The sequence below is a fragment of the Herminiimonas sp. genome, assembly GCF_030655415.1.
The window spans coordinates 1-15,094 of record NZ_JAURVN010000011.1; the positions used below are offsets into that span (position 1 = coordinate 1).

The window sequence follows — 15,094 nt, forward strand, 5'->3', positions numbered from 1 at the left end:
AGCTCGATGTCGCGCTGCATGTTGATTTCTTGCGGCATCCAGTGATTTGCGCAACCAGCCAAATACTTGTCCCATGCCCATTTGTATTTAAACGGGACCAATTGGTTGACGTCGGTCTGGCCGTTGATGATGCGCTTGTCAGCGGCATCCATACGACGGATTGGATCCACTGCAGCAGCTGGTTTTGCCACCAATGCAGGATCCATTGCTACGTCTTGTGCTTGTATGCGCTGTGCTGCTGCGTCACGAACTTGTTGCAGTGCTGGTTGCAATGCCGACTGCGGTGCTGCTGGCTTTGCTTCTTCATCCCAACTTAGCATGATGTATTTCCTTATTTATATATGGTGCGGATGTTGCCGAAAACTTTAATGCTGACCAAACCTTATACAGCTTTGTCAGCATTATGCAATTCAAGTTCAGTGCAACATCATGAATATCAATTTTTACTAGCGAAACCCAATGTCTGAATAGACGATTATTGGCAGGCTTCGCATTCTTCAAACCCCGCATCGCCTGGACGCAGCATGCACGCCGGGCCGTCGGTTTCAGCCGCGGATGCACTTGTCGAATTGCCGCCACCAGAATCCACTGCATTCAATGCACCGGTTTTTGAAGTCGATTTTTCGGTATGCGTTGCACCCATGGTACGCAGGTAATACGTGGTTTTCAAACCGCGCAACCATGCCAGCTTGTAGGTGTCATCAAGTTTTTTACCCGATGCGCCAGCCATGTAGATGTTCAGCGACTGCGCCTGATCGATCCATTTTTGACGACGCGATGCAGCTTCGACCAACCATGATGGCTCGACTTCAAATGCGGTAGCGTAAATCGCGCGCAAATCTTGCGGAATGCGATCGATCTTCGCCAAGCTGCCGTCAAAGTATTTGAGATCGGAAATCATGACTTCATCCCACAATCCACGTGCTTTCAAATCACGGACCAGGTATTCATTGATCTCGGTGAACTCACCAGACAAGTTCGATTTGACGTACAGATTTTGGTAAGTCGGTTCGATACAAGCCGAGACGCCGATGATGTTCGAAATCGTCGCAGTCGGTGCGATTGCTACGCAGTTGGAATTGCGCATGCCGAATTCCTTGATGCGTGCGCGCAACGGAGTCCAGTCGAATGTTTCGCTGTAATCTGCTTCCAGATATTTGGCACCGCGTTCTTCCGCCAGCAATTTCAGCGAATCTTGCGGCAGGATGCCACGATCCCACAAGGAACCTTTATACGAACTGTAACGGCCGCGTTCTTCTGCCAATTCGGTCGATGCGTAGTAAGCGTAATAGCAAACGGCTTCCATCGAGTTATCAGCAAATTGCACTGCGTCGTTCGATGCATAAGGAATACGCATCATGTGCAAGCAATCCTGAAAACCCATGATGCCGAGGCCGACTGGGCGGTGACGCAAGTTCGAGTCACGCGCTTTTTTAACTGCGTAATAGTTGATGTCGATTACGTTATCGAGCATGCGCATTGCGGTACGGATGGTTTTTTGCAGCTTGACGTGGTCCAGCTTGCCGTCTTTCATATGGGCTGGCATGTTGACCGAACCCAAGTTGCAGACTGCGATTTCGGAATCGTTGGTATTTAATGTGATTTCGGTGCACAGGTTCGAGCTGTGAACCACGCCGACGTGCTGTTGTGGCGAACGGATGTTGCATGGGTCCTTGAATGTGATCCATGGATGGCCGGTTTCGAACAGCATCGACAGCATTTTGCGCCACAGATCCAGCGCCTGAATTGTCTTGAACAGCTTCAGTTCGCCACGTGCAGCTTTGGCTTCGTAGCCGGTATAGGCTTCTTCGAATGCTTTGCCCACTTTGTCATGCAAGTCTGGTGCGTCGGATGGCGAGAACAAGGTCCACTCGCCTTTTTCCATCACACGCTTCATGAACAGATCAGGAATCCAGTTGGCGGTGTTCATGTCATGCGTACGACGGCGATCATCGCCAGTATTTTTACGCAAGTCGAGGAATTCCTCGATGTCCATGTGCCAGGTTTCCAGATAGGCGCAGACCGCACCTTTGCGTTTGCCGCCCTGATTCACCGCAACCGCGGTGTCGTTGACCACTTTCAGGAAAGGCACGACGCCCTGCGAACGACCGTTAGTACCTTTGATGTGCGCGCCTAGTGAACGGACTGGTGTCCAGTCGTTGCCCAAACCGCCAGCGTATTTCGCCAGCAATGCATTTTCCTTGATGGCTTCGTAGATGCCATCCAGATCATCGGCAACGGTCGTCAAATAGCACGACGACAATTGCGAACGCAAAGTACCGGAGTTGAACAAGGTCGGAGTCGAGCTCATGAAGTCAAACGAAGACAACAGGTTGTAGAACTCGATTGCGCGTTCTTCGCGGTTGATTTCGCCCAATGCCAGACCCATCGCGACGCGCATGTAAAACGCTTGCGGCATTTCGATACGAGTATCTTCAATGTGCAAAAAGTAGCGGTCATACAGAGTTTGCAAACCGAGGTAGCCGAATTGCAGATCGCGGTCCGGTACCAGCGCATCGCCGAGTTTTTTCAGATCGAACTGACCAAGCTTGGCATCCAGCAGATCTGCCTGGATACCTTTCTTGATGAATTTAGGGAAGTATTCAAGATACGCTTCTGGCGCATCCGCTTGAGCAACTTCCTTGCCAAATACTTCTTTGCGGATGGTGTGCATCAGCAAACGTGCGGTCACTGTTGTATACGCAGGGTCTTTTTCCATCAGCGCGCGGGCGGCCAGGATGGCGGACTTGTGCAATTCTTCGACCGGCACACCGTCGTACAGATTTTTGACTGTTTCACGCAGGATCGCTTCAGCGTCAACGTGCTTTTCAAAACCGATACATGCTGCAGCGATCAGGTCGCGCACTTGATTCATATCCAGCGGACGACGTTGACCATCTTCGATCACGTGCAACTGGTTGGATTCAACGACAGGCTTGGCGGCTTGCTGCTGCGCGCGCTCTTCCATCCGTTTGGCGCGATACAACACATAAGCGCGCGCGACATCGTGTTCACCCGAACGCATCAAGGACAATTCAACTTGATCCTGGATATCTTCAATATGGAAAGTGCCGCCGGCTGGTTGGCGACGCACTAAAGCGTTTACAACGTTTGCGGTTAACTGCTCAACCAATTCGCGTACGCGAGCTGATGCCGCGCCTTGTCCACCGTTAACTGCCAAAAATGCCTTGGTGACAGCGATAGAGATTTTCGATGGTTCGAAGCTGACCACTGCGCCGTTACGGCGGATGATGCGGTGATCGCTGAGGCCGACTGCGTGTGCGCCGGAAGTCGATGGAGCAACCGCGAGAGGCGCGATGTTGCCGATTTCTGTCGACGACTTAGCCGAAATTTCTTGCGTAGAGAGCATTACAACTCCTTTAAAAACTATTGCAGGCGGGTTTTGCCGTGCTGGTTGTAAGAGATAAACCGGATATTGCTGGTTTTGTGTAAGGTATTTTTTATGGAAGGTATCTGCCTAACGCAGATATCTACGTTAGCTGCCTGTACCGACTCTAATTCTAGTAATTATGTTGAAAGACATCTGCTCAGGGCTCCCTATTAATATGTATATACGGACAAATTATGGTGAAGCAACAACTGAACAGACTTAAGGGGTGGATCAACAAAACCCACTACATCTAGTGCGGAAGTTATGATCTGCACTAATTCTAGTGCGGGATAGTCGGGGATGCAATCACTTTCGTGAGAGATTCAGATATATTTTTTTATATGAATATATGGGATTGCAATGGTGCGTTTTTTACCCTAAGCAGAACTGCAAATCACCATCAGTGCGCACTGTTTGCACTGATTCCGAGCGCACTTTATGGTAGCGCTCCTGATAGTCCGTCCAGTTAAAAAATGGGCCGGGATCAGTTTTTCGACCAGGAGCAATCTGCTCATGTCCGGCCACGTTCTGCAAAGGATACTTCTGCTTTAAAGCATCCGTCAGTAACGCCAGCGCTGCATATTGAGCTGTTTCAAAGGGTTCAAAGTCGGTGCCCTCCAACTCAATCCCGATAGAAAAATCATTGCAACGCTCTTGTCCGCAAAACGAAGAAGCACCGGCATGCCAAGCTCTATCGTTGGCTGAAACAAATTGCATCACCATGCCATCGCGCCGGATCAGAAAATGCGCCGATACCCGCAAAGGTCTTAATTGGTCGAAATATGGATGCGCATCGTAATCAAGCTGATTCAAAAACAAGTCGGCGATAAAAGGACCACCGAACTGTTCTGGCGGCAGGCTGATGTTGTGAATTACCAGCAAGGCAATGTCCGTCCCTTCGGCCCGTTGATCGAAATTAGGCGACGGCATGCGCACGACATCAGCCGCCCAACCGTTTTCATCGATTAGAAACGGCAAAGATCGTATATCGGAAGTCTGCTTATTCGGGGGCATTGATATCCAGCCGCTGCATACGGTAACGCAATTGACGGAAGCTGATTCCGAGTAATTCTGCGGCTTGCGTCCGGTTGAATCTGGTTTTTGCCAAGGCGCGCCGAATGATTTCGCGCTCCACATCGTCGAGGTGATCGGGCAAGGACTGCGGCAAATCATCTGCCAGCGGCGGCAAAATCATTTCTTCCGTTTCGATTAAAGCCGGCACCATCTTGGTTTCTTCTGCAGGCGGTGATGGCGCGAAAATCTTGATCGATGGCGCGGCTTTCAGCGCCAGATCCGTCACTTCAATCACTCCATCATTGGCAAATGCCAGCGCGCGCTCCAGAATGTTTTCCAGTTCGCGCACATTGCCGGGGAAGGAATAACTGCGTAACGCGTCCAGCGCGGCAGGCGTCAACGCTGTCTTTTGTCCGCCGCCAAGCCGCGCCAGAATTACCTCGGACAGCAAACCAATATCATCAAGTCGTTCGCGCAAAGGCGGCAAACTCAACTCAATGACATTCAAGCGGTAATACAAATCCTGGCGGAATGTGCCCTTGCCCACGCATTCATGCAAATTCTGGTGCGTCGCACTAATAATACGTACATCCACCGGCTCTTCAACCGTCGCACCCACTTTGCGTACGCGCCGCTCCTGGATCGCCCGCAGCAATTTGACTTGCATAGCGAAAGGTAAATCAGCGACCTCATCCAGCAATAAAGTCCCGCCATTGGCTGCCTGGAAAAAACCATCGCGGTCATCCACCGCGCCAGTAAATGCCCCTTTGCGGTAACCAAAAAATTCTGCTTCCATCAAGGCTTCTGGAATGGCGCCACAATTGACGGCAACAAAAGGCTTGTCGTTACGCGCACTCTGCGCATGAATATCGCGCGCGGCCAACTCCTTGCCACTACCTGACTCGCCACTGATCGCGACCGGCGCCATGCTGCGCGACAAGCGAGCGATTTGCGCACGCAAATCCTGCATCGCTTCCGATTGGCCCATCAGACGCAGTGCTGTCGAGGCTACCGCTTTTTGACTGGATTTATCACTGTTGTCGCCTTGAGTAATGCGCAGGGCAGAGCGCACCATGACCCGCAATTGCTCCAACCCGACCGGTTTGGATAAGTAATCAAAAGCGCCGGCCTTCAATGCCACCACCGCATTATCGGCGCTGCCGAAAGCCGTAATCACAGCGATCGGGGTGTTCTTATACTGCGCCGTCACTTCATGCACCAACTCTATTCCCAAGCCATCCGGCAAGCGCATATCGGTCAATACCAATGCATATTCCGTCTTGGTCAGGTAATCACGCGCGACTGCCAGCGTCGGTGCGCTATCAATATCCAAACCCATCTTGACGAGCGTAATCTCCAGCAATTCCCGCAGGTCTGCTTCATCGTCAACAATCAAAATACGGGGGGAGCTCATAGTGCGCGGATTTTAAGATTCATGAGTGGTCAAAGGCAATCAAATGTTTTCATTATTGGCGAAGGTGATGACGAAACGGCCGGCTGGCGCACCCTTCTCATCATCACTTCGATATTCATAATTCAGCAAAGCACCATTATTCAAACACAATTCGCGCGCCAGATAGAGTCCCAGCCCTGTGCCTTTGCTGGAAGTTGTATAGAACGGTTCAAACAAATGGGCGCGCACGGTCGAAGTAATTTGCGGACCATCATCCTGCACATGCAGCTCAAGTCTATGCCCGATGCCAGACACAACATACACACGAATACTACCCGGCGTGCTGCTCGCGTAGCGTAACGCATTTGTCAGCAAGTTCAAGACGATTTCACGTAAATGCAAAGGATCGAAACGCACTTTGTAGCCCGTCATATCGCCAATCGCGATCATGCCTGGCTGCACCCCGTGCATCTCTTGCAACTCACTCAAAACGTCGTCAAACAACACCGCTAAAGAAAGGGGTTCGTGATATTGATGCGCCTTGCGCGACAACTTTAAAATATCCTCAATCATGCGATTCAGGCGCGCCACGTTATCGTTGATGATCGCAAGCAAACGCTGCTGACCTGCATCCGGTGCATCTTCACTCAACAGCGAAGCCGCATGCCCGATCGCCGAAAGGGGATTGCGTACTTCATGCGCAATGCTGGCGGTTAAACGTCCCATGGATGCGAGCTTGAGTTGCTGCGCGCGATTTTCGATTTCAGTGACATCCTGCAAGAAAATCACGACGCGTTCTTCCTGCACGCCTTCCGCATCAACTTTTGCGAAGCGCAATTTCAAATGCGTAATCAACTCACGGCGACTCCCAAAAACCGTGGTGCCACCTTGCAAGGTTAAATCTTCACCTTGCTTGATTAAAACAAAGGTTGGCGTATTAGCTTGTGTCGGCGTCCGTAAATCATCCTGCTGGCCCCACGCTTGGTAGGCGTCCGCTATCGGCCGCAACCATGCCATGTCGGATAATTTTCCATAGTTTTTTTCATGCGGAAAAGTCAGGCCGAGCATATGCGCTGCTGCCGGATTGCTGATCAAGACGCGGCCTTTGCGATCCACTACAAGTACGCCATCTTCCATATCCGCAATGATGAGACGATTGATTGCCTGCTGAACGTGCAAGGCTTTGCCGCGTCCCAGCGCCAACGACTCCTGTTTGATCAAACGAGCGGCAAGGCGATTGATGGCAAAAATAATGATGAAAAATGCTGCGCCGTATAAGCCAACTTGTGACGATGAAATATCCGAATTTTCATTCAGCAACTGGTAACCGCTATCAGCCAGCAGAATCAGCGTCACCACAGAAACAAAAAACAGGGAAAGGATCAGCGGCGCAAGAATGGCGCCGCCCGCCAACGGGAATAAATACAAAATCGCCAAACCACTTTTGATCCCGCCTGCGGATAAATACAAAAAAGAGATCGCGCCTATATCAACCGCAATTTGCGCAACCAACTGCAACATGAACCGGCGACGCCAGTACAACGATAGCAATACAAATGTCAGCGCTACCGCCAGATAGGCAATACAGATTTCCCAAAACTGCTGTTTTTGCGGCCACATCTTCGTGGCATTCAGACCGAAGTAAAGCAATAAAACCGCCACGATCAAAGTACGCGTTAATGCGAACGTCTGTAAGGTGCGCCAGAACGTTGCTTGCGCGTCGTCAAAAACCGGCTTGGTTTGTTTCATGAATTAACGAACGACATGCTGAGCGCGATGCTCGGCACTGCAAAATGCAGTATGGGAAGAATCAAATACTGCTTCAGACGCAGGGAAATGAATCTTGCAATGCGCGCAACTCAACATTGCTTCTGTACTTGCAAGTGGTGGTTGAGGAGCCTTAGTCGAATCGACTTTGGCAGAAGATTTTTTACTGCGGAGTATCCAGATAACCGCGACGATAATGCCGGCCCATAACAACAATTTCATGCAAGACCTCTATGCAAGACCACTTCCAGCACGAAGCGGCTGCCGACGTATGCCAGCAACAAGGTCGTGAAGCCGGTCAACGTAAAGCTGAGGGCCGTCTTGCCACGCCAGCCGCGCCATTTACGCCCCGCCAGCAGGATGCCAAACAAGAGCCAGGACAACATCGTGAAGATGGTTTTATGTTCCCATTTGAACGCTTGTCTAAATAACTCTTCGGAAAAAATGACACCGGATAAAACCGTCAATGTCAGCAGGAAGAATCCGAAACCGATCAAACGGAACAGCAATTTTTCCATCGTCAGCAGTGCCGGCAAGCGATCGATCGCCATTGCAAACAAACCGGTTTTTTGTACATTCAACCGCGTATGCAGTTTGGATTCTTGCAGCGCCATCAAAATCGCATGGAAGGCGGCAATCGTCAGCGTGCTGTACGCCAACATCGCAATCGCAATGTGCCAAGGGAAAAGCATGGAACGGCCCGCAAGTTCAATCACGCTACCCGGGAAAACCAGAGGCAACAAAACACCAACAGCTGCACATGGCAGCACCAGAATCCGCAAACCATCCAGCGTGAAATTACGATTTTCCAGCCAATAGGCCGCGACGGAAATCCACAAAGTCCCCGACAGCATGATTGCAAAACCCATGCGCAAAGAGTTGGACGTAATCGCATCTGCCCACAACGCACCGCCGTGCAGCAGCCAGCCAATCAGGGTGCCAAGCGAAATTGCCAAGCGTTTTTTCGGCGGCAAACATGCGCACACCACATAGAACAGGGCTGCCAGGATAAAAAGACATATATACATCATTTAAGTTTACACCATGTAATTCGGGCTTTCCGCTGGAGAAATTGGCTTTCAACTATCCAGTAGGAAATGATTATCGCGACATTACCATTAGCCGAAGAAAAACGCTTATATATGCTGCAAGATCGGCTGCAAGGCTGGCCACAAGATCAGCAGCAACCTCAGCTCAAGCATCATGCAAGATCTATGGGGAAATCGACGGGCGCTGTTTGCCAAACCCGTTCCCAGAACTAGCATCATGACAGCACGGTCATCTTCCATCGCATCGGTTAAAATGAGACCTTCCTGCGCCAACCATGCGTATTCCTTGCACGCGCGCCAATTTTCGCCGCAACTAGTTTTCACCATACATACAAAATACTCATGCTCGACAATCTCACTCAACGCCTAGCCAAAGCCGTCAAAACCATGCGCGGAGAAGCGCGCCTGACGGAAGCGAATACTGCAGAAATGCTGCGCGAAGTTCGCCTCGCTCTTCTCGAGGCCGACGTTGCGCTCCCAGCCGTGCGCGAGTTCATCAGCCGCGTCAAAGAAAAAGCGATGGGCGAAGATGTCATCGGCTCGCTCTCACCTGGCCAAGCACTGGTCGGTGTCGTCCAGCGGGAACTGGCCGCCATCATTGGTGCCGATCTCGGTCCCGAAGCGTCGCAACTCAATTTTGCGACGCAGCCCCCCGCGATCATCTTGATGGCCGGTTTGCAAGGTGCAGGTAAAACCACCACGGTCGGCAAACTGGCGAAATACCTACGTGAGCAAAAGAAGAAAAAAGTCCTGACCGTTTCTGCCGACGTCTATCGCCCAGCCGCGATTGGCCAGTTGAAAACGGTGACCGAACAAGTCGGTGCAGACTTCTTCCCATCCGAGCCTACTGACAAGCCTGTCGATATCGCGCTGGCCGCACTCGATTACGCCAAGCGCCATTATCACGACGTCCTGATCATCGATACCGCCGGCCGTCTCGGCATCGATGAAGCGATGATGAAGGAAATCTCAGCGATCCACGCCGCCGTCAAACCGATAGAAACCCTGTTCGTGGTCGACGCAATGCTCGGCCAAGATGCGATCAATACCGCCAAAGCTTTTAGCGACGCCCTGCCTCTGACCGGTATTGTCCTGACCAAACTGGACGGCGATTCACGCGGCGGTGCGGCGCTATCAGTGCGTCACATTACCGGCAAGCCAATCAAGTTTGCTGGCGTTGCGGAAAAACTGGATGGCCTGGAAGCCTTCGATCCAGTCCGCATGGCAGATCGTATTCTCGGCATGGGCGACATCTTGGCGCTGGTTGAAGAAGCCCGCAAAGGCGTCGACATCGAAGCAGCCGAAGGTCTGGCCAAGAAGATCAAAGTCGGCGGCAAATTCGACTTGAACGACTTTAAATCGCAGCTCGCGCAGATGAAAAAAATGGGCGGCATGTCCAATCTGATGGACAAACTGCCAGCGCAATTACAGCAAGCCGCGAGTGGCGCCAATATGGGTATGGCGGATAAACAGGTCGTACGCATGGAAGGCATCATCAACTCGATGACTCCGCAGGAACGCGCCAAGCCAGAGCTGATCAAGGCCTCACGCAAGCGCCGCATCGCTACCGGCGCTGGCGTTCAGGTGCAGGAAGTCAACCGCATGCTGGCGCAATTCGACCAAATGCAAACCATGATGAAGAAGCTTAAAGGCGGCAATATGATGAAAATGATGCGAGGCATGAAAGGCATGATGCCTGGCATGCGCTGATTTTCAGCGTCATCAAATACCAAGCCCGGCTAATGCCGGGCTTTTTCATGTGCGGCACTTCGATGGTGCAAATCATTTACGGTCAGATCAAAAACAAGAAATCTGCATCCATTTTCTGGACCCCGATTTATAAAAAATCGCACCCATTGGCAAATCAAATACGATCCAAATTTGAAGCGATCGAACACATTCACGCATTTACCGTTTTCCCTCTGTGAGGCCTGCGTGGCGCGCAACCTACAAATACCCAGTGAAACAGTCAAAAAACACTTGCACAGCAAGAAAAACCACACCACTATTAGCGGTGCGTGAAGTGGCGCAATTTCCCAACACAATGTGAAGGAGGTTTGAAGATGGCAACAGCCAAAAAACCAGCAGCCAAAAAACCGGCCGCTAAGAAACCAGTAGCAAAAAAAGTCGTAGCGAAAAAAGCAGCGCCAGCTAAAAAAGCAGCGCCAGCCAAAAAAGTAGCCGCTAAAAAACCAGCAGCGAAAAAAGTCGCAGTAAAAAAACCAGCAGCAAAAAAGGTAGCCGCTAAAAAACCAGCGACTGCACGCAAGCCTAACGCTGCGTTCATGAAACCAGTAACACCGTCCGCAGTTCTGGCGGCTGTTATCGGTGCAGCACCAGCACCTCGCACTGAAGTAACTAAAAAAGTGTGGGAATACATCAAGAAGTTCAAACTGCAAAATCCAGAAAACAAACGCATGATCGATGCCGATGAAAAACTGAAAGCAGTCTTTGGTGGCAAGAAACAAGTATCGATGTTCGAGATGACAAAACTCATCTCCGGTCACTTGAAATAATTTTTTCAGGTACCAAACAAAAACGCCCGCATCGCGCGGGCGTTTTTGTTTCTGCTGCAAATAGTCGTTGGTTATTTTTGCTTTACCCTGACGCTTTAAAATTTCAAATTCTGTGTCGCTATTTCATCCTGATCAGCACTGATCGTCTCAAGGATGATGTTCCCAATTTCTCCAAGATGCCAATACCGAGTTTGGATATTCAGCACGACCACGGCTGCCGTTATAGCGCCCTAGCGCAAGAAACAAATCGCCTTTTTCCATATCGAGATACATGCGCAAGATAGAGCAACCAAAACGCAAATTGGTTTGCATATGAAACAGCTTGCTGCGATCACCATCGCCAATCACACGCGTCCAGAATGGCATGACTTGCATATAACCGTGCGCACCTACTGGCGACACCGCATATTTTCGGAACGCAGATTCCACTTGTATCAAGCCCAGCACCAAGGCTGGATCAAGACCGGCACGACGCGCTTCGTACCAAACCGTACGCAGGAATTCAATCCGCACCTGACGATCAGAAATACGCTTGGCAAGTCGATCCGACATATCACCCAACCACTGCAGATAAGCCAGCCGCTCCTTGATATCGATAAATTGCGGGATCGGTGGTCGCGGATCGGAAATCGCACGCGATAAAGCCATGCGGACTGAGTCCGCCATGGCTTCTTCTTTTTGATTACCAGCTAATACTGTTGACGCATTTATCAGTAACAGTAAAAGAACCGCACCGATAAATGTGCGCCGCAACGACGATGTGGCGAATGCGGCAAACGAACATTCTTGATGATCGCTGCCGGTGATTTGAAACCGCATGGTCTTATGCGCCATCACTCGCTGCGTCAAAAAAATCACGCAACTAATTTGGCTTTAATGAAGGCGAGCATCTCATCCAGCGCAACTGCAGTTGCTTCGGTATCACGGCGGCCTTGATATTCGAGTTTGCCCTCTTTCAAACCACGGTCACCGATCACGATACGATGCGGTGCACCGATCAATTCCCAATCTGCAAACATCGCGCCTGGACGTTCACCACGATCATCGAGAATCACGTCAACACCGGCTGCCTGGAGAGCTTCATACAATTTTTCTGTCTCAGTCTTGACGCCTTCGCTACGGTCGTAACCCATAGGGCACAGCACCACTTCAAACGGCGCCAACGCAGCTGGCCAGATGATGCCCTTGTCATCGAAGTTCTGTTCGATGGCAGCGCCCAGGATGCGCGTTACACCAATGCCGTAACAACCCATTTGAATGAATTGCGGTTTACCGTTTTCATCAAGGTAAGTCGCCTTCATCTTTTCGGAATAAGCCGTACCTAACTGGAACACGTGACCGACTTCAATCCCGCGTTGAATCGCCAACACCCCTTTGCCATCCGGCGATGCATCGCCTTCGACGACGTTGCGTATATCGAGCACGGTTGCTTCTGGCAAATCGCGGCCCCAGTTAACACCAGTGAAATGGAAGTCGACTTCATTGGCGCCGCAGACGAAATCGCTCATCGCTGCGACTGTGCGATCCACTACTAACTTGACTGGCTTCTTGGTATTGATAGGACCCAGATAACCTGGTGGCGTGCCAAACCATTCAACGATTTCAGCTTCGTTGGCAAAACGATAGTCAGTCAGACCTGGAATTTTTCCGGCTTTAACTTCGTTCAACTCATGATCGCCGCGTAACAGCAATAACCAGACTTCTTTATTAACGACGCCCTTCTCTTCTTTTTCTACCGTCAACACGATTGACTTGACGGTTTGTGCCAGCGACAAATTCAACAATGCAGCAACGTCTTCGCATTTGGCTTTGCCTGGTGTTGATGTCTTGGTCAAAGCTTGTGTCGCTGCGCCGCGTGGAGCTGCTGGCGCTATCGCTTCTGCCGCTTCCATATTGGCTGCATAGTCAGACGTTGGGCAGTAGACAATTGCGTCTTCGCCCGTGTCGGCGATCACGTGGAATTCGTGCGAACCTGAGCCGCCAATCGCGCCGTTATCTGCTGCCACTGCACGGAATTGCAAACCGAAGCGGTTGAAAATCTTTGTATAGGCATCGAACATGATTTGATACGAACGCTTTAAACCTTCGACGTCGCGATCGAAAGAGTAAGCATCTTTCATCGTGAATTCGCGTCCGCGCATCAAACCAAAACGTGGGCGACGCTCATCGCGGAATTTGGTTTGAATATGATAAAAATTGAGCGGCAGCTGACGATAGGATTTGATCTCAGTACGAATCACATCAGTAACGACTTCTTCCGACGTCGGTTGAATCGCATAGTCACGGCCGTGACGATCTTTGACGCGCATCAGTTCAGCGCCCATCTTGTCCCAGCGCCCGGTCTCTTGCCACAGCTCTGCCGGCTGCACCAAAGGCATCAACAATTCGATGCCATCGGCACGGTTCATTTCTTCCCGCACGATCGCCTCTACCTTGCGAATCACGCGCAAACCGATAGGCATGTAAGTGTAGATGCCGGAACCGAGGCGCTTGATCATGCCGGCGCGCATCATCAATTTGTGGCTAACGATTTCTGCGTCGGAAGGGGCTTCTTTGAGAGTGGAAATGAAAAAACGGGATGCACGCATGACGATGAATTCTTTTTAAAAAGAGAGAAGGTTATAATCAACTCAATTTTAAAGGATTAGCTGGCTGATGCACCCACTCTTCGCACAATTGATTACTACCTCCGTTGTTCGCACGCCATCGTGCGTGCGACGGTATAAGGTCGTATAGCCGATTTCGATAGAGGGTAAGTTAGCCGCAGAAAGTTTGAGGTGCAATATGCTTGATCGTGAAGGCTTTCGCCCAAACGTCGGCATTATTTTGATCAACGCCCAAAATGAAGTGTGGTGGGGCAAACGGGTGCGCGAGCACTCGTGGCAATTTCCACAGGGCGGGATTAAATTCGGCGAAACACCCGAACAGGCAATGTTCCGCGAGCTGGAAGAAGAAGTAGGCTTGCGGGCGGAGCACGTCAAAATCATCGGGCGTACGCGCGACTGGTTGCGCTACGAGGTGCCGGATCATTTCATCAAGCGGGAAATTCGCGGTCATTACAGAGGCCAGAAACAAATCTGGTTTTTGCTGCGTATGGTTGGGCGGGATTGCGATGTCAATTTACGCATGACCGAACATCCTGAGTTCGACGCGTGGCGCTGGCATGACTATTGGGTTCCGCTCGATGTAGTGATCGAATTCAAACGCGATGTTTATCAACGAGCGTTGCAAGAGTTGTCACGCTTTTTGTCGCGTCCGGCACATCCTCCTGGCCCTACTCATAATACGGCTCGCTACCTGCGGCAAACGCATACACCGCGCAAACCCGACGAGCCATCTACTGAAAAGACCAAGTCTGAAAATGAATAAATTTTCTCTGCTATCACGCAAACTAATGCCTGCATTGCTCGGGCTAAGTCTATTAGCTACGGCGCAAATTTCGATTGCCCAACAGCTGGAATGGAATAAAACTCCCGACGAGGAAGAAGCCAAACCTTGGGAAGAAATCCAGGCCGAGTTGCCGCCAGCGCCCAAGGATGAAAATCTGCTGCCGTTCTACGTTGGACCAACGGCGACTCAGAAATTTGCTGTGGATGCTAAATCGCTTTCCATCGGCAAAGATGGCGTAGTGCGCTATACATTGGTCGCTGTCAGCCCGGGCGGCGCAAAAAATATCAGCTATGAAGGTATTCGTTGCGCATCATATGAAAAGAAAGTCTACGCACTTGGACGAGATGACGGCACTTGGGCGCCATCGCGCCGTAATCAGTGGGATCCCATCGTGCGCGGCAATGCAAACCGCCAGCATGCGGCGCTGTCAGCAGATTACTTCTGCAGTAATTTGACAGTAGTCGGAAACGAAAAAGACATGCTTTACAGACTCAAGTCCGGCAAAACACTGATAGACGGTTTGTTACGCGAATGAATATTGGCGCGATCTGCTGAAGAAGCACTGATCACGGTT

General features: G+C 50.9%; 13 protein-coding genes. 4 read left to right on the top strand and 9 right to left on the bottom strand.

Features of this window, described 5'->3' with window-relative positions; genetic code table 11:
• The 7 genes from Q7T66_RS08450 to Q7T66_RS08480 all read right to left on the bottom strand — a co-directional run.
• A partial coding sequence (locus Q7T66_RS08450) for a ribonucleotide-diphosphate reductase subunit beta (protein WP_370691629.1) occupies positions 1 to 320 on the bottom strand: 320 nt, incomplete at its 3' end.
• 155 nt (positions 321 to 475) lie between these two features.
• Positions 476 to 3,370 (bottom strand): ribonucleoside-diphosphate reductase subunit alpha, encoded by a 2,895-nt coding sequence (locus Q7T66_RS08455; RefSeq protein ID WP_304932900.1) that lies wholly within the window; start codon positions 3,368 to 3,370, stop codon positions 476 to 478.
• A gap of 393 nt (positions 3,371 to 3,763) precedes the next feature.
• A complete protein-coding gene (gene ampD, locus Q7T66_RS08460) occupies positions 3,764 to 4,405 on the bottom strand; it encodes a 1,6-anhydro-N-acetylmuramyl-L-alanine amidase AmpD (RefSeq protein ID WP_304932901.1) in 642 nt (213 codons plus the stop codon).
• Positions 4,392 to 5,819, bottom strand: coding sequence for a sigma-54 dependent transcriptional regulator (locus tag Q7T66_RS08465; RefSeq protein ID WP_304932902.1), 1,428 nt, complete (start codon positions 5,817 to 5,819; stop codon positions 4,392 to 4,394). The genes ampD and Q7T66_RS08465 overlap by 14 nt, the downstream gene beginning before the upstream one ends.
• Before the next feature lie 39 nt (positions 5,820 to 5,858).
• Complete coding sequence (locus tag Q7T66_RS08470; RefSeq protein ID WP_304932903.1) at positions 5,859 to 7,547, bottom strand: PAS domain-containing sensor histidine kinase; 1,689 nt, start codon at positions 7,545 to 7,547, stop codon at positions 5,859 to 5,861.
• A gap of 3 nt (positions 7,548 to 7,550) precedes the next feature.
• Positions 7,551 to 7,787, bottom strand: a complete 237-nt coding sequence (locus Q7T66_RS08475) for a PP0621 family protein (RefSeq protein ID WP_304932904.1) — start codon at positions 7,785 to 7,787, stop codon at positions 7,551 to 7,553.
• Positions 7,784 to 8,593: an inner membrane protein YpjD gene (locus Q7T66_RS08480; RefSeq protein ID WP_304932905.1), complete on the bottom strand. Its 810-nt coding sequence runs from the start codon at positions 8,591 to 8,593 to the stop codon at positions 7,784 to 7,786. The genes Q7T66_RS08475 and Q7T66_RS08480 overlap by 4 nt, the downstream gene beginning before the upstream one ends.
• Positions 8,594 to 8,956: 363 nt before the next feature.
• Here Q7T66_RS08480 and ffh point away from each other — a divergent pair, with 363 nt between their 5' ends.
• A complete protein-coding gene (gene ffh, locus Q7T66_RS08485; RefSeq protein WP_304932906.1) occupies positions 8,957 to 10,324 on the top strand; it encodes a signal recognition particle protein in 1,368 nt (455 codons plus the stop codon).
• A 353-nt stretch (positions 10,325 to 10,677) separates the two neighbouring features.
• The gene (locus tag Q7T66_RS08490) at positions 10,678 to 11,130 is read left to right on the top strand and encodes an SWIB/MDM2 domain-containing protein (RefSeq protein ID WP_304932907.1); all 453 of its coding nucleotides are present in this window, start codon (positions 10,678 to 10,680) and stop codon (positions 11,128 to 11,130) included.
• A 147-nt stretch (positions 11,131 to 11,277) separates the two neighbouring features.
• Here the strand turns inward: Q7T66_RS08490 and Q7T66_RS08495 are convergent, their stop codons facing one another.
• Both Q7T66_RS08495 and Q7T66_RS08500 read right to left on the bottom strand, forming a co-directional pair.
• Positions 11,278 to 11,949 carry a lytic transglycosylase domain-containing protein gene (locus Q7T66_RS08495; protein WP_304932908.1) on the bottom strand — a complete coding sequence of 224 codons (672 nt, stop codon included), beginning with the start codon at positions 11,947 to 11,949 and terminating at the stop codon, positions 11,278 to 11,280.
• A 35-nt stretch (positions 11,950 to 11,984) separates the two neighbouring features.
• Entirely contained in the window at positions 11,985 to 13,718 is a 1,734-nt protein-coding gene (locus Q7T66_RS08500) for a proline--tRNA ligase (protein WP_304932909.1), read from the bottom strand.
• Between the two features lie 196 nt (positions 13,719 to 13,914).
• Between Q7T66_RS08500 and Q7T66_RS08505 the strand changes: the two genes are divergently transcribed.
• Both Q7T66_RS08505 and Q7T66_RS08510 read left to right on the top strand, forming a co-directional pair.
• A complete protein-coding gene (locus Q7T66_RS08505; protein WP_304932910.1) occupies positions 13,915 to 14,499 on the top strand; it encodes an RNA pyrophosphohydrolase in 585 nt (194 codons plus the stop codon).
• The gene (locus Q7T66_RS08510; protein ID WP_304932911.1) at positions 14,492 to 15,055 is read left to right on the top strand and encodes a CNP1-like family protein; all 564 of its coding nucleotides are present in this window, start codon (positions 14,492 to 14,494) and stop codon (positions 15,053 to 15,055) included. The genes Q7T66_RS08505 and Q7T66_RS08510 overlap by 8 nt, the downstream gene beginning before the upstream one ends.
• The last annotated feature ends 39 nt before the right edge of the window (positions 15,056 to 15,094 follow it).

Coding starts and splice junctions, on each gene's coding strand:
- Q7T66_RS08455 (WP_304932900.1), bottom strand. CDS start 3,370: ATGCTCTCTACGCAAGAAATTTCGGCTAAGTCGTCGACAGAAATCGGC.
- Q7T66_RS08505 (WP_304932910.1), top strand. CDS start 13,915: ATGCTTGATCGTGAAGGCTTTCGCCCAAACGTCGGCATTATTTTGATC.
- Q7T66_RS08500 (WP_304932909.1), bottom strand. CDS start 13,718: ATGCGTGCATCCCGTTTTTTCATTTCCACTCTCAAAGAAGCCCCTTCC.
- Q7T66_RS08470 (WP_304932903.1), bottom strand. CDS start 7,547: ATGAAACAAACCAAGCCGGTTTTTGACGACGCGCAAGCAACGTTCTGG.
- Q7T66_RS08510 (WP_304932911.1), top strand. CDS start 14,492: ATGAATAAATTTTCTCTGCTATCACGCAAACTAATGCCTGCATTGCTC.
- Q7T66_RS08495 (WP_304932908.1), bottom strand. CDS start 11,949: ATGCGGTTTCAAATCACCGGCAGCGATCATCAAGAATGTTCGTTTGCC.
- ffh (WP_304932906.1), top strand. CDS start 8,957: ATGCTCGACAATCTCACTCAACGCCTAGCCAAAGCCGTCAAAACCATG.
- Q7T66_RS08490 (WP_304932907.1), top strand. CDS start 10,678: ATGGCAACAGCCAAAAAACCAGCAGCCAAAAAACCGGCCGCTAAGAAA.
- Q7T66_RS08475 (WP_304932904.1), bottom strand. CDS start 7,787: ATGAAATTGTTGTTATGGGCCGGCATTATCGTCGCGGTTATCTGGATA.
- Q7T66_RS08465 (WP_304932902.1), bottom strand. CDS start 5,819: ATGAGCTCCCCCCGTATTTTGATTGTTGACGATGAAGCAGACCTGCGG.
- ampD (WP_304932901.1), bottom strand. CDS start 4,405: ATGCCCCCGAATAAGCAGACTTCCGATATACGATCTTTGCCGTTTCTA.
- Q7T66_RS08480 (WP_304932905.1), bottom strand. CDS start 8,593: ATGTATATATGTCTTTTTATCCTGGCAGCCCTGTTCTATGTGGTGTGC.